Genomic DNA, 15,844 nt, shown 5'->3' with positions numbered 1-15,844 from the left:
CTATTGTATAATTGTGGTGTTCTTTTTTCTTCATCATATAAATCTGACAGCAACATTGTTGCTGTTTCAGTTTTGATAATTAATAGTAAGTCTTCAAATTGTTTAATATCCATAATTATTACCTGTTTTCATTTAACTTATACATATTTAATTTAATATATAAATGCTGCTTCAATATTAGCGTTTACTAATAATTTTCCTGAAACAATAGCGTATGAAAAAGTAAGTGTCTGATCAGTAGATGTTGAATAAACGTTCACACTTTCAACATATGAAATACTACTTGCTATTGTTATTGAAGATTGACCACCACCAGTACCTACATTTATATTACCATGAATGGTTTTTATTCTTGGTTCAATAAAGACTCCTAATGTAAGAGTTGAATTTGTATAAATCGCAGGAGAGATATTATCATTATCAGTAGTATTGTATGATGTACAATTTGATCCAATATTTATACGCGATGAATTATTCCCGGATACTGACACGTATTGTATACCAAACTGTTTATTTTGAGTGCTATTACATCCATCAATAGTAACCCCACTACAACCACCCTGAATAACAATACCTGATTTAACCCATGTATCAGGGTTTAATGTTGTTGATGATGTACCATTACTTCTTGTTATTGAACCATTGATATTAATATCACCAACAGAATTACTGTTTGGGCGTAATTGAATACCACTCAACCCATTAGATTTAGCAGTACATGACTGTAATAATGTTAAGCCTGAATTAATATCAAATCCACATTCAGTATTCTCATTAGCTGTACAATTAATAAAACTTAAATCAGTACAGCCAGTACTCAGATCTGAATAAAAACCACAGGCACCTAATGATCCATCAGTTGGTGTCCCTACACCACACCCATTAGCGATACAGTTAATGAATCTTACACCTGATACATTGACGATAAAACCGTCTAATGACATACCATATGCTTTACAGTCAATAATATCTGAATCCGCATAATTATAAACAGTACTACCGGAATCATAACCAAACCAAAATCCGGGTTTTAGAGTACTATTCACAATACCAGTGTTTTCAGCTTTACAGTTATTCAATCTGTATTTTAATGAATTACTGAACCCAAAATATATACCATTTTGATTTTCTACTGTAACATTATCAAGAATAACACCAGTAGTATCATAAGAAAGGATACCGTATGAAGCACCTGTTTGATTATCACCGTTACCGTTAATATGAATATCTTTTATTGAGCTATAATTACTCATACTAATAACAGAGGAAACAGTAGAACTATCTTTCAGCTTTATTACTGTACTTTCATAACCCCCGATAAGATGAACATTCTCTGGTATAGTTAAAGAAGATGAAACTATATAAGTTCCTGGATTCATAAAAATAAAACCAGTAACACTATTCAATGCGGCCTGAATATATTTTGTATCATCGGTACTACCATCACCAGTTGCCCCAAAGTCTTTCACATTTATGATATCTGTATTTTTATCATGTTGAGTCCTTGATACTGCTCCAGTGAATGGCTGTTTTACTGTAATTAAAGCATCACCTTTATCAGAATCAGTACTTGATAACTCTGAAAGTACCGATGGTAGGACTGAATCTAATTTTGATTGGACTGATGTACCATCTGTTGTATAAACAAGGTTAGCACCAGTATCTTTTTTTAGCTCAATAAAAACATCATTAGCACTACCATCTGTAGCGGGTATGACTTCTGGTTGTCCATTTTCATCAAAGGCTAAAAGCTTATTAGCTCTATCTACCTTCGCTGGTAAATCATTAGTTGTTAAACTATCAGCACTAGGAATTCTGATAGCACGGTTTAATTGATCAGTATTTTCATCAATTAATTTCTGTAGTGTTGCTTCCGCTTCTAATACATCATCAGCTTTTGCCAGTACCGTTTCTGTGATGGTATTTAATTTTTCATCTACATACCCGCGAGCCTCTTCAGCAATTGCTATACTCTGTCTTTGAGCAGTATTCAGGTCATCCGCACGAATAACACTACCATCAGCAAAATCTACGATCAGTTCAGTTGAAGTATCTCGTACAATTTGAAGATATTCATAGGTAGTTTTATCCCAAACATCTACAGTTTTGATTGTAGTACTGTCATTAAATGTATAATCATCCAAATATGTCAGTACTTTCACCGTTGAGGTATCTGATGTCATCAACTGTACAACAATAAAGTTTTTTGAAAGATATTCGAACGGGATGGTGAATAATTGAGTACTGCCATCTAATGTATAGGTAGCAATAACTTCATTTTGAGTTGCCATTATTATTTTTATCCTTAAAAAAAAGGCAATCCGTCAATGGATTGCCTATATTATTTTCCCTTTAGATGGGTTTTATTTTTGTGCCTGTTTTCTGAAATATTCAGAATCAATGCCTTGTTGTGAAAAAATATGATAAAGCATCATTTGAACTACTGGATTATTAGGAACAATGTTTCGGAAGTTATTATAAGCAGCGGTACTATTCAGCATTTTGTCACTTGAGAACTCTGGAGACATCATAGCTTTAGCTTCATAGTAAGGAGCTGATGCTAATGATGTTGCTACTGATAATCCCGGTATCTGCCCAGCGATCTGCCCATAGAGACTTGTGAACGAAGGATCATACATAGTCGCACCTTCAAACGTTTTGCCTGCTGGTTTCTGTTGGATATCAGGTATGTTAGTACTTCTTAGATACTGAGATGGACCACCGCCACCACTTAGAATCCCATAGGCCGTTGTAGCTAATCCCATAGGACCCCCTATGAATGACTGACGGGCAAAAGCGTTATAGGCCAGCATCTTTGGATCTAAAGCATTTCTAAGATATGAATCTTGCTGTTGTGGCGGCATAGCATAACTTTGAGAATACGTCTGTCCAATATATCCCATTGCCGCTAATACCGTACTAAGTACGAATTTCATACTATTATCAGCATACTGTTTATTAAAATAGCTATCCCCTATCACATTCATTAAACGACCATTCATAGATCTCACCGAGAACATTTTAAACTGAGTCAGTATGTTTAATGCTCTGGGTAATAACTTAGTCTGAGAACTACTGATAGTTTCAGGTCTAAGTATGACAGTATCAGCATAGTTTTCCGCTAATCTTCGGAATAATGAGCCGCGAGGATCAGAAGCCATTGCTTTCATATCTTTAACCGTATAATCACCTTTGGCGTTATATTGAATATGATCATGAAAGTACTGAATTATATCATTCATATTCTCTTTAGAAATAGATAGACCATTTAATTTACTGTCACTCAAATATTTTGGTAATGATTTATTCTCAAAGGCAGTTCTTACCATATCACCAATAATGGTCTGGCGAGCAGCATCAATAATCGCATTAGTTGTACCACGTAAAGCAATACTAAATGGGTTGTAATGATTGGCTGTATCAATACCATTTCTTATTCCAGAGACTAATTTTATTGCTGCCATATTCTCAGTAGCATTAGGGTTATTAATTAATGCTTCTACCCTATCCTGATATGAAGGTCGGAATGATTCATCTATGTACTTACCAAAGTTCATATCTGAAATTGACTTCATAGTTTCACGCCCAGCTTTTGTGTTGTAAGCAAACGCATCGCGTAATAAAGGGATATGGTCTAAAGCACTTCTTAAACTGCCATCTATCAAGGCACCACCTATTTCTGTGAAGTTCATTGCTGCCATGTAGCTGTTTCTAAGAAAAAATGTACTACTCGTTAAACTTGATAATAATGAACCTAACGCAGTTTCAGGGTCACGTCTTGCCTGTCCTGAAATGATCTTATAAGCATTCATCAGTACTTCAGAATCACGTTTACTACCATTATTCAATAACTCAGCATGTAGTTGATTCACACGTGTTCTTAAAACTGAACCATCTAAACCAACAGAAGCAACAGCAAGCTTATGTTTGATGCTATTATTATAACCTTCAACTATTGGATCTAAATCAAAATCTCTAATATCATTAACACTGAAATTACTTCCATCTGGTAGTTTAATTACTTGATCAGTACTTAATGGTGAACGTTCTTTTAGAAAATTACTGTCACTAACAGTAGCGCCATCATTACCCCAAAGGTTCATAGAAACATCAGCTAAGTTGTTATCATCACCTCGCAAAATACCATATGATAACTTTTCAATATGGTCATCAACTAAAGAAGATATTTCTTTTGACTGATTATTATAATCTTCAACTGCTTTATTATAATCATCAACTTTTTTAAATGAATTCCTTACTGGTTTTTCTAAACGTTCACCACCGAAGTTATCATTTACAATACGTCTTTCTAATTCATTAGCTATATCAGGACTGGATAAGTATGATTTTTTAAATGATTGTTTCAGTATATCTTTCATGTCATCAAATTTATCAAGTCCCATTGACGCTAATCTTTCACGTAATGAATTAATTTTGTCAGGACTATAATGACGTGGGACATAATTACCACTATTGAATGATTTATCTAATAAAGGTACAGCATTTTCAGAACCTAATTGTTTAGGGTTCACAGCAAAGTCTTCTTTCATAATGAAGTTTTGTTGAATATGCTTAGCAAAATTCTGTTCTTCTGATGTTAAAGCAGACATTTTATTACCGCTACTATCTTCAATCGCTTCTACTACTTTACGATTCAGAATGCTTTCAGCTTGGGCATCTGGCATGATTGAGTACTGAGCAAGTTTTAAAGCTGCTTTTTTGTTCGATACGTACTTGCTTGTCCAAAGATTATCAATACCATCAATGTACTGAATAGTGTCGGAAGCAGTTAGTCCAAAATTACCGCGACTACCATCACGCAGAACACTGGTAGGACGGAATAATAAATCACCTAATGCTTTTACTTCTGGATTATTAACTGAATGAATATCATTACCAATTTCACCAAAACTACCCAATCTAACCGCAAATGCTTTAGCTGAACTGTTCTCTGCGGTAGGCACTTCACCATTTTTAAGAATGATTGATTTCTGTGCTGTTTCAGGATTCAGAATATTATCAGGGCTAATGTTTACACCATCTTGGGTTACATAAGCACCTTGTTCAAATGGATGTTCATATACACCTGGTAGTACTGGATCTTTATCCATCTCAGGTACGTTACGTTCCATGTGAACGCCGTTTATTGTTTCAGCACTCTCTGATGCTTCTACCCTCTGTGCTTTTGCGGCTGCGTTCTGTGAAAGTGTATCAGCCGTATTTTGAACATCACTGATAGAACCTGGTATTACATCACTAATACCGTTATCAACAGCATCAGAAACTGTACTACTTACGTTTTTAGGTTGAATAAAATGTGAAGCTATCCCACCAAAAGCCGCACCCACTGCTACGCCATACGACATTAATTTAAGATAATCATCAAGATCATTATTAGTGTTACTTACGAAGTCATGAACTCCTATACTCGCACCAGTGGTTATTCCTCCCAACACCCCCCATTTTGCCGCCGTTGTAAGAGATGGATTTAACAATTTAAATCCTTTTATAGCAGCACCCCCCATCGGTATGTAACTTGTAGGATCCAACGCTATTTGAGCAATATTCCCTACTATCGTCCCCCCTGTTCCAGCATCTTTCATACCTTGATTATTCTGTTGATTTCTTAATGCCTGATCAACTTTAAAACGAAAATCATCACTGGTGAAAGCGCCATCTACCTGAGAATAATTCTGTGGTGATAATCCGCTATTTTGAAGATAATCAATATCTGAATTATTAGGTACAAAACCATTAGGATCAGTAATATTCCCTTGTACATCACCACTTGGCATTGCTGGATTCATACTCTGCCATCTTAAATAGTGGTTAGCGTCCTGTAAGAAATTACTCATCGTTGAAGCTTTAGCATACGACAAAACACCATCTATGAAAGATTCTTCCTGTGGTGGATTATTGAACATATCAACTTCATAGTTATCACCTAAAGACGGGATAGTAACGTTTTGAGCATTGCCCGCTGTGATATCAAAACTGGCTGGTTGTACTACTGGTTGTTGTGGAATAGGGATTGTTGGGGACAGTGTTGTACTACTGTCTGGTTGACTGTTCTGTTCACTGTTAGCGTTTTCAGTGGAATTAACAGTGGTAGTACTGAATACTGGATTGGGTTGCTGCTGTACATCACCTTGTGTATTCAAGAATTGAGTACGGGCATCATCACTACCATCATCCCATGCTGAGAAGTTCTTAATGTACTTCTGCCCTTCAGTGCTTATCATAGACCAGTCATTCTTATCGTATGCTGATAACTGTGGTGTACCGGCAGTGCCCATACCTTGGTTATAGGCCAGAGCACTACGTACATAATCCCCATTATTTTTCTGGAGTAAATCACTGATCAAATGAGCTGAAGCATCAATACTCTTATCAGGATTAAAGAAATCCGCATCAGAATTCAAACCATAAGCCGCACCGGTTGCTTTTGTGAATTGGCCTAATCCTTTCGGGCCAGTAGGACTAACAGCATTAGGATTATAGTTAGATTCAATACCGATAAGTTTTGTTAGGAATCCGGCATCAATACCATATTTTCCAGCAGCAGCATTAATCTGATTCTGATATGGGTTTTTATTTTCTTCCATGATTTATATTACTCCATTAAAAATAATTATTTATATTATTTAGGGTTTTGTCTCAATTGATAGTTAGTTATTAAATCATCCGTTGCTTTTTCTTTATTACTTTGATTACTCAATAAATTATGATAATCACTTTGTAATTCTTGACGGGTAATTATTATTGATGATTGACCAGTTGTAGCTTTTAATGCTCCTGACGCATCACCTATCATAATATTTCCTGAATTGTCATTTGTAACGAACAATCTTCCTTTCAATACAGGGTATTGAGTTACTAAATTATTGATTTTGTCATCTAATAATTGCTGCCCAATTTTTTCACTTCCAGAATCAGTTGTAAGTTTAAGAGATGAATTTATAACACCGCCAGTATAATTATCATTACTGAAAGTTTTTATATTATTGTTTAACCATTGACCTGCTTGTTGAGTAGCAAAATCAACATTCCCAGTGGCGGCGTAGGAATTCTTAAAAATACTTGAAGCAGTGTTCCATCCTAAACCACTAATCGTAGGCATTGTTGTATTGCTTCTGGTATTTTTCTGCCATGATGATACTTGTGTTTGTAAATCCTGTTTCTGTGCCTGATCCATATTATTAATTTTTTGTTGACCTTGTATGTACTGAGAAGGATCAATACCGGAATCAGTCATTCCTGAAATAGTAACAATTTGACTATATAACTGCTGTCCTTGCTGAGTAGTTCCCATCGCATGAGCTAATGCGCTCGGATCGGATTTATACATACTAATGAAAGAATTTAATTGTGGTGTTTTTGTAAAATCTAAACTACCTGTTAAACCAGCAGACGATATTTCATTTGATGCTTGGCTCATTTTATTAGAGATGAGAACATTGATACCCTGCCCATTAGGGGTGTTTTGGGCAAGTGTCATTATTTGATCATCTTTTTGTTCCTGAGTTAAATTTTGATTATTAACAACAGAATTATAATATTGCGTTGCTGCGTTAACAGAATCTTCTGTTGTGAAATTTCCTATTTGTGGGTTAGTAGTTTGACCTTTTATATCAGTAATTGCTGTTGTATTACCACTGGCAGAATTTGAGTACTGATGTACTAAAATACCAACTCTATTATCTGATTGGGCTTGTTTTTGAAATACCGCTTTTTGTACAAGCTGTTGACGTTCTAATTTTTCCTGAACTTGCTGTTTTAACATTTCCAGTTGCTGCTGCTGTGCTGTTGTCTGCTGCCCCGGCTGTTGATTATTAAGGGTCATACCTGCCTGAGTAATCATTGATAATGCCTGATTTGGATCGGATGTCATTCTAATCTGGTTTAATTGGTCATTCCATGAGTCACGGTTTTGTTTACTATATGAATAATTACTTTGACCGGCCTGAGTGATAAAAGTATCAGTACCAGATTTACCATATATATCGTTATAATTTACATTCTGTCCATAGAGATCAAATTGTTTACTCTGTAACTGCTGTAGTATAGCAGCACCACCCGGAGTTTTACTTAATTGACTATTAACACTCTGAAGCATATTCATTTTATCATCAGAGCTTGCCCTGTTATTTTGAATATACTGATAAATGTTATCGGCTGTCTGTTGTGGTGGAGCATTGCCACTATTATTAATCATAGTGTTGAGTGACACGCCATCGGTTAGAGCTTTTGTCTGTTTGATTTGATTACTGGTAAATGTTTGCTGTGTCTGATTAAGTACTTGATCTCGCTGCTGAATGTTTGATGTATACCCTTGTACAATATGAGGGTCATTAGCAGCCCAGCCATTAGTACTCAATAATTGATTATAAGCGTCTTGGCGTAATTTTTGAGCATCTTGTGACATTTCTTCAGGAGTATTATATAAACCATTCTGAATGTTCTTTTGTATTTGTCCATCAACCATCTGTGATGTTTGAGCAGCCATCTTAGATTTTAGTTGATTCATTGTATAGGGATCATTCTGATACTGTAATGTCCCTGATTGTAACGCATCGCTGATCTGTTTATTGTTCATAGACTCTAAAATCTGATTACTTCTGTCATTACCTTGCTGAGCTTCTTGCTGAGCATAACCGGTATAAACCTGAGTACCCGCATTAGCGAAATTTATTAATGATGAAAAAATATTTTGACTATCATTAGATATATGATCTGGCTTTATTTGATCTGGAATATAATTATCAATTGAGGTACTCGCACCACCGGTTACACCTGCGGAATTTCCCACCTGTGAAAATACATTACCTATGCTATTTGTCATTTTTTTTATTCCTTATAGATAACTACTAAAATCAGTACTTAAATTCATTGCTCCTGTACTGCCACTGGTTGTTGCTGATGTTGTACCAAACAATGATGAAGTACCAGTACCAGTACTCCCCAATTTCATCGCTGATGATAACCCTGTTCCTATTTGATAACCTGATGCGGCACCAGATGCGGTAGATGACAGAACACCCATGAATTGAGAAAAATTTGATTGATTATGAATGGACTGATCTAAACTATCTACTTCAGATTTAGTTTGGAGTTGTGATGATAATTTCTCACCATAAATTTTTGAGTATTGCTGTTGATATTGGTTATATAAATTCTGAGTATTATTATCAGTACTTTGAGTTACAGAGCTTCTCAAACGATTAACACTGTTACCCTGAATACCAGATTCAGATATAGCTGTATTAAGTGAACCTAATTTCTGATATCCTTGTAAATTATTATTAGTCATTGCTTGGACTAAATTATCATAATTATCTCTGTCTTCTAAATTAAGATTATTTTGAGTGTAATTATTCTGTTTGACATACTCTATTGCCTGTTCTCTTGTTGCTGTAACACGGGCAGATTCGATGTCGGCTGCCTGTTTATTAGCCATGATACCACTGACAGTACCAAAAACTCCTCCGGCAATCCCACCCCCCATTGCTGAACACATATATTTTATTTCCTTATGGTAAAAAGTTGAAAGTACTGAAATGTTTCATCAGCATAGAAATTAGCGTTAATCGCTTTTAATAGCCTGATATGATTTTGATTTTTTTTGAAAACATAATTCCAAACATAATCAAAATTAATAAGTACTTCATCCCTGTATTGTTTAATTAACTTTAAAAATTTTTTTGTTGTACTAATCGTTAGGTTCTTATTCTCATTTGTGGTTAAGAAAAAAATACATCCATTAGTAATATCATGTCCTCCTAAACATAACAAAACATTGTTATGTAGTATTACTGATAAACTATTATTAGTATCATTATACATCTCTAATAAATGTTCTAAAAAAGTCCTATCAGAATTAATCACATACTTCTTAAAGAATTCAAATTCTGATAGGTCTTCTTGAGTGATATTATTATGTAGTTCATAGATGTAATCTACATTGTCTAATTTCTTTATAATCATAAATCCTCACTAAGTAATAATAATATTTATTATAAACCTTGTGATCTGGACTGATAATTACCTTCGAAATAACAAGAAACTAAACTAACTGGAGTTGGATAATCACTCGTCACTGTAATAGTGGTGATAGCAGCATTACCCTGAACAGGGAATCTGTATTGACCGTTTTGAAGAATATTATTCACCGCCCCAATATCTGCTTGTGAACTACGGATAGCACTAAAAGTATAATTGCTGGTTCTTGTTCCAGACACGACAGAAACATCATAAGCACCAGTGTTTTTGTAGGATAAAGCTACTTTTTTCAACTGGAATCTACCATTAGTCACTGTTGATACACTTCCGTCGTCAGCAGTCTGTTTTATGAGTAATTTACTGAATTCATAGGACATTTTGAATACACGACCAACAATGAATACATCGCCAGTAAAATCACCATACAACGAGACTGTTGTAGAATCTGTCCATCCAACATCTGGCCTATCACATTCATATACGCGACCATTTTGTGAAACAAGTTTCAAATTACAATCCCAACCTATCGAACCATAGAAGTCTTTGACGGTTAAAGTTGTACGATTAGTGTATCCGTCATATAAACCTGACGGTACTGTGTAAGTAGTTTTACCATCCAGATATATCCTATAAGGCTCATTTTCTAAGTCCTCAAGGTTCAATGTGAAATCAACAGTTTCAAGAAAAATACCCGCTGAAGTTTTGAGTACTAAGTACATCTTACTATTAATACATTGTGCTGTAAGTACTTCAAAATCTGATGGGAATTCCCAATGTGACCATGACTGTTGTTTTACAGAATCTTGATCATAAAGAAATTTATACATGTAAATTCTGTTCTTAGCACCTTCAGTTAGCAATGTAATGAAATTCTCAGTAGCACTACCACTGATTTCAAAAATACCATTCTCAATATAATTAGGACAATGAGAATTAATTGTCTGAGCATCATTACCATTACTGGCATCAAGTACAGCATAGTAGCGGTTAATCTGAGAATATTCAGATCGCGGTGTACAGAAATAAACACCTCGTCCTATAGCCATGGGATGACTATAATCGGAGCATGGAAAATTCGTTGCCAAATCTAAACTTACTGTTTTAGTTGTTAATATACCAGATGTTTTCGATAGAACAAATTGAGTATCATTGCTTATGAGCAATAACATTTCATTAAATGGTATAGCCCATTTGAGGATGTTAATTCGACTATCAGAACTGGCGATGTCGATCATATCATCGTCACTAATAGCAGCAACAGAAGCAACATAAAAATCTTCGTATTGTGCTGCCCTACTCATTATTACATTTTCTCCACTCAAGAAACCTAAACGGTTTGAATAAAAGAAAATATTATTAATAGTAGAACCTACAAAACTGGGGTCTGGATTGGTATCTTCATCACCCGCTTTTCGTATTCCCCATGTGAATGGTTTAAATGTAAAAGTACCATCAGATTCACGAATGAGAACATGAGGCATGGTTGATTCTGAAAATCCTTGATTAACATTACTACCGGCACATTCCTGCCAGATCCGTTTTGTAGAATTGTACTTAACAAAATAATCATCTTCAGAATTATTAGTTACTCCGGTTATCTCAACAATATAACCATCAGGTGCCTGTAACGGTAAATATGTTGCTGAACTGACTGAAGACCATACTACTCTTAGTAATTCATTATTATAACCATCAATTGACTGGACTTTATTAATAGTAGTTCCAGATGGTGCGGTAATTTCAATATAACCTTCCCCTGAAGAAAATGAATAAGTTGGAAAAGTTGTTTTTAATTGAGAGATTAACTGATCAATAATATAACCAGTATCCATTTTTTCAATATCAGAGGTTGAAGAACCATCAGGTAATGTTAAACCTGTTGTCCATTCGCCATTAATACCTATCTTTAATGTTCTGCCATACTGCCCACCTCGCACTGAAATTAGTGCTGTGTGATCCCAATCCATAGTATCAGTATAATTAGAAGACTGTTCTATCGTAACAGTTTTATTAACGATGAAAGTATAATCAGCGACAGTTAATAATCGTAAATCATCACGTGGCTTTGTTGTTGTAACATAAGAAATATAATCACTACTGTTTAATGTTTTTTCATTGCCGTCAAGATCATAAATTTTGATAGTAGAACCATCTAACATTATGTAGTACTGTTCAGTACTATCACGGTTGTCTAAATGAATTATTGGATCATTGGAAAACAAATCTGAATCACCTAATCTTTTCTTTAATACTGTTGGTGGACGTTTTAAAAGACCATCACTTTCAGAACTGAAAGCATTTATTTGTGTTTCAGCTTGAGATGGAAATCTTAACCAATCTGGTTGTTGGCTGATACCTTGAATGAGGTTTTTTATTTCCTGACTTTGTAATGCCATAATTATCTCCGGTACGCTCTGCTTGCTGTAAATGGATTATCATAAATCATATTAAAATCTGAATAGTCCATGTCATAATTAAAACACTCTATTTTCATTTCTGATTCGATACCTTGATAAATTGAATCAATATTATTGTCACCAAAATATGAACTGTTAAACTGCCTCACGGAACGGGCAATAATATAATTCAAGAAACAATCCGGTAGTTCATTCAATGGACGAAAAGCAATTATTTCTAATGTGATATCATTATCAAAAATGTCAGTCTGATTTACTCGATCATGAAGTAATGAATTTTTATTAATATAATTAGTCTGATGAAAAGGATCAGTAACTTTAATCCAATATGTACTGTATCGAATTTGATTACTTTTAGAATCTGGTTTTAATGTAAGTAGTTCAGTATTAAATGTATACCCTTTGGATTGAACGATTCTGGACTGTTTCTCTAAAATTCTAACAGCGTTAACAGCATCAACGTTTTCTGTATCGATTGAATCTAACTGACTCTCCCCGATGGAACCGATAATTTCATTTACTGCCATCAGTGTAGTTGGATCATTTAAATTTGTTAAATTCGTTACTGCCATAATTTTTTCCTTAAAAAAAACCCACTCAGAAATATATCTGAATGGGTAAAAGTTATTTTTATTTTAGTTAGTTATTATGCTGAAGCTTCTTCGAAAACCAATGCTCCGACAGCCTCATTACGAAGACCACCGACACCAACAGACATAGTAGAAATGATCTGGTCAGCCTGATATTCCGGACGGCGAGCCTGCTCTATGCTGATGTCTTTGATCTTAACCACGCCAACGGATGACTGATGAGCGATCAAACAAGCCACATTACTAGCTGTAACTTCACCAGTAGTTGGGAATACATGCTCGGTAGTACCAGCGGTTAAGGTAGGAGCTTTTACTACGGTAAATCCTGAAACATTGGTCAGAGTAGCATTACCCAGATCACCGATAGTCTGATACTGAGCAGAATTTGGACCCAGTGCTGACAGAATCGCGTTGTAGGTATTAGGGGTTACATAAGCAACGCGCTGTGCTGCTGGTACATAGTTGCTATCCAAAGTAGCAGAGGCTGCCAGCAGACCATCGATGATCTTCTGTCCGATTCCTGCCTGAGTAGTAGGTTTTTCACCCATGGAAACAACAGCCGGAGCACCTAAACCGTTGATTGAAGCTGCTGCAGTGTTTGCCAATTTTGCGATCTCTGCGAGGATAGCAGCATCGAGATTCTGAGACAGTGCCTCACCGAGCTGATTGCTATAGACTGAACGAAAATCATAAGCGCTCTGGAAACTATCCATATCATAGATCAGACAGTCAGCGGACAGAAGCCCATCGATTGTGATGACCTTTTCGGTATTTTTGATTGCGGTACGCTGGTCATCCAAAGAATTTCCAGGAGTCAGTAATTTAGCAGCCGCGCGGCCGAGAACTGGGAACTGGGCACTTTTGCCACTTGTGATTGTACGGGTAATAACGTTATTCGTGGCAACCGTTGAGCGCTGGAACGCAGCGAGGACTTCTCCAGAGAATACTTTTAAAAACAATCCAGTAGTGTCGGTTGAAGTTGACCCTACACCAGTATCTAGACCGGGACGTGAACCATTAGACATAGTTGACATATATATTTTCCTCCATGAAAATATTTAAAATTTAGTTATATAATTAAAATTTTTAGAACTTCCATTGTTCTAAATTAAAAGGGAATAATGGAAAAGTTCCCTTTAGATGTTTCATTCATTTATTTATTTATTAAAAATTACTACGTTGGATCTTTAATTGTACTTCTTTACGATAAGATTCATCATTAGCATATTTTGGGTTATTAATTGCTGCTACCATTTCTTTTTGAGAACTAAAACCAGTTTTCTGTACAGGCTGTGATTGTGGTTTTGAAACATTAGCGACAGAATTAGTTTTCTTTTCACCATAGCGTTCAATTTTTTTCTGATCTTCTTTGTACTTAGTAATCTCATTTGTCGAGTTGATACTATTCATTGTCATATTAAGAATGGCTTTTGTATTCTCAATATTATTTGAATCCATTGCTGATTGAAGCATTCCTAACATAGCTGGATTAGTTTCAAGATGTGAAATAATAGAATTCCAACTTTCAGTACCACCAACATAATTAACGAGTGATTGAGCATATTGTTCAACTACTGCTTTCTGCTGTGCCATATAGTTTTTTACAAAACGTTCTGTATACCCATATTCCTGTAATGCTTTTATTGTTTTAGGAGATAGAGTATCAGTATCAGAAATTTCATCCATTACAGAGTTAATAAATTCATCAGTAATACCTTTATCGCGAGCAGTATTCAAAAGGTCTTTAAATGCTTCCTGACTGTCTGATAAATTTGATACAGCATCATCTAAATTCTGAACTTCATGCTCTTCAATTTTTAATGATTTAACTTCTGGTTCTTCACTTTCAGTTTCATCAACTTCTGGTACATCTTCAACTTCTTCTGACTCAGGTTCCGATTCAACTACTTCAATAAAACCATTTTTATCACGAGTGGTAGTGTTCTTTGCTAATTCCAGCATTTCCTGATTATGTCTTTCTTCTTCTGAAATTACTTCTTCGTGTTGAATATAATCATCAGTAGTACTTTCAGTATTTGTATTTTCAAAATTCTCTTCCATAAGAAAAAATTCCTCGTTATTTTATTCTTAATTATTTATCAATAATGACAAAATTAATTGCCATTATTGATATTTATTAACTTTGTGGTGATTGATTTAGTCCTTGCTGTTGTAATGCTTCTGGACTAATTCCCAAGTTACTCATAGCACTTGATAGTGTCTCTGGATCTTTAGTTGCCATTTGCCCCAGTCCCTGACCTGCTGATTCGGTTGCTTGCTTAAGTAACTGTTGCTGTGCTTGCTGAGCCTGAGCTTGGGCTTTTTCTTCTGGCGTCAATAACAGACCGGATGTATCGATCCCCATCGCATTACCCAATCGCAGTTTCAATGTACTGATGTTGATATCTGAATCTTGCTGGAGCTGATCCGCCATACCGATTGCTTGAATGAACTGTTGAAGGTTGTTCAAATCCTGTCCCCTGCCTAGTGCCTCTGAACCAGTAGAGATTGAAGGATTCAACGCTTCTGGTGGTAACTGTGGTATTTTGTTAGTTGCTTGTAACTGATTCAGTAGTACACGTACAATAGGCATCTGTAGATCTGCAGATAAGGATATGTAGACGCCAGCCAACACTGATTCTAATTGCTGAGCCATGAACTGAACTTCTTCGGCGGTTACCCTTTCGGCATCTCGTGTTGCTGACTGGTTAAGTAAGAACGCTTGAGCCAGACGAGTCTGAATACTCTGGATAGAGTTCTGTGATCCTACCCGCGTAATATGGACACGGCCCTAAGCGAGGGTCTGGTTTTCAAATTGTTCCGGACTGAGACCGCCAC

General features: G+C 35.6%; 10 protein-coding genes. All 10 read right to left on the bottom strand.

All coding sequences use genetic code 11. The features are described from left to right. Nucleotides 1–152 precede the first annotated feature (152 nt). The 10 genes from JK216_RS16740 to JK216_RS16695 all read right to left on the bottom strand — a co-directional run bounded on the left by JK216_RS16740 (nt 153) and on the right by JK216_RS16695 (nt 15,758). Complete coding sequence (locus JK216_RS16740; protein ID WP_212712142.1) at nt 153–2,291, bottom strand: phage tail fiber protein; 2,139 nt, start codon at nt 2,289–2,291, stop codon at nt 153–155. A 72-nt stretch (nt 2,292–2,363) separates the two neighbouring features. Then, nucleotides 2,364–6,605, bottom strand: coding sequence for a transglycosylase SLT domain-containing protein (locus JK216_RS16735; protein WP_212712141.1), 4,242 nt, complete (start codon nt 6,603–6,605; stop codon nt 2,364–2,366). Between the two features lie 35 nt (nt 6,606–6,640). After that, nucleotides 6,641–8,842: a hypothetical protein gene (locus tag JK216_RS16730; RefSeq protein WP_212712140.1), complete on the bottom strand. Its 2,202-nt coding sequence runs from the start codon at nt 8,840–8,842 to the stop codon at nt 6,641–6,643. 12 nt (nt 8,843–8,854) lie between these two features. Then, complete coding sequence (locus JK216_RS16725; RefSeq protein WP_212712139.1) at nt 8,855–9,517, bottom strand: hypothetical protein; 663 nt, start codon at nt 9,515–9,517, stop codon at nt 8,855–8,857. 5 nt (nt 9,518–9,522) lie between these two features. Continuing rightward, complete coding sequence (locus tag JK216_RS16720; protein ID WP_212712138.1) at nt 9,523–9,984, bottom strand: phage protein Gp13 family protein; 462 nt, start codon at nt 9,982–9,984, stop codon at nt 9,523–9,525. A 29-nt stretch (nt 9,985–10,013) separates the two neighbouring features. After that, nucleotides 10,014–12,395: a hypothetical protein gene (locus JK216_RS16715; protein ID WP_212712137.1), complete on the bottom strand. Its 2,382-nt coding sequence runs from the start codon at nt 12,393–12,395 to the stop codon at nt 10,014–10,016. Between the two features lie 2 nt (nt 12,396–12,397). After that, on the bottom strand, nt 12,398–12,988 hold the full coding sequence (locus tag JK216_RS16710; RefSeq protein WP_212712136.1) for a hypothetical protein: 591 nt from the start codon (nt 12,986–12,988) through the stop codon (nt 12,398–12,400). A gap of 74 nt (nt 12,989–13,062) precedes the next feature. After that, complete coding sequence (locus JK216_RS16705) at nt 13,063–14,040, bottom strand: phage capsid protein (RefSeq protein ID WP_212712135.1); 978 nt, start codon at nt 14,038–14,040, stop codon at nt 13,063–13,065. 130 nt (nt 14,041–14,170) lie between these two features. Next, nucleotides 14,171–15,067 carry a hypothetical protein gene (locus tag JK216_RS16700; protein ID WP_212712134.1) on the bottom strand — a complete coding sequence of 299 codons (897 nt, stop codon included), beginning with the start codon at nt 15,065–15,067 and terminating at the stop codon, nt 14,171–14,173. A gap of 76 nt (nt 15,068–15,143) precedes the next feature. Beyond that, nucleotides 15,144–15,758, bottom strand: a complete 615-nt coding sequence (locus JK216_RS16695; protein ID WP_349290177.1) for a portal protein — start codon at nt 15,756–15,758, stop codon at nt 15,144–15,146. Between the last annotated feature and the right edge of the window lie 86 nt (nt 15,759–15,844).

This window comes from Tatumella sp. JGM94, assembly GCF_018257595.1.
GTDB lineage: Bacteria > Pseudomonadota > Gammaproteobacteria > Enterobacterales > Enterobacteriaceae > Tatumella > Tatumella punctata.
This window is presented reverse-complemented; position numbering and strand designations above follow the sequence as displayed.